Raw genomic sequence first — 622 nt, 5'->3', positions numbered from 1 at the left:
TACCAGAGTCTTCGCGGAACTTGGTACATCCAAACTGAACGCACCATCAAAATCCGTTACTGTTCCTGTAGTAGTACCTTTGACTATTACAGACGCACCAATAATCGGTTCACTGTCTTCGGCGGAAATAACAGTTCCTGTTACTTTCCTCGTCTGAGCTGTGGCCAATCCAATGCCTAAAACTAGGCAAAGTAAAAGATAAGTCAACTTCTTCATAGACACACTCTTTTTTTGTTTAACTTACATATAATTAATTCGCAATAGATTTATAGCAACATGGAAATTAAGGTTCGGACAAATGCAAATGTAACAATAAATTTATTATAACAAATAAATAATTAAAAAATTTCAATAAAATAATAAGAAAAGATAAACGGGGTAGAAAATTTGGAGACTTTTTTAGCCCCTAATTTAAATATTATAATATATACACAAGAGATTACGGCTTACATCAAGTATAAAGAATTACATATTTAACACTTTGAGAGATAAAAATATACATAAAATAACAGCGAACGATTCCTGCGTACATCATGATTTTCAGACTATAACGAGGTTCCGCGAAAACTAAGTAATAATAAAAAATAACATATTGTTCATAGGTTCCGCGAAGACTCTGGTA

1 protein-coding gene is annotated in these 622 nt (G+C 32.3%); it reads right to left on the bottom strand.

Annotated elements, in window-relative coordinates; all coding sequences use genetic code 11:
- Positions 1-216, bottom strand: a 216-nt coding sequence (locus D7V92_RS21915) for a carboxypeptidase-like regulatory domain-containing protein (RefSeq protein WP_080707586.1), incomplete at its 3' end; no start/stop codon positions are given.
- Between the last annotated feature and the right edge of the window lie 406 nt (positions 217-622).

This window comes from Parabacteroides sp. CH2-D42-20, assembly GCF_003670185.1.
In the GTDB taxonomy this organism is placed as follows: Bacteria; Bacteroidota; Bacteroidia; order Bacteroidales; family Tannerellaceae; genus Parabacteroides; species Parabacteroides distasonis.
Note: the sequence above shows the minus strand (reverse complement) of the source record. Positions and strands in the feature narration are given on the sequence as shown.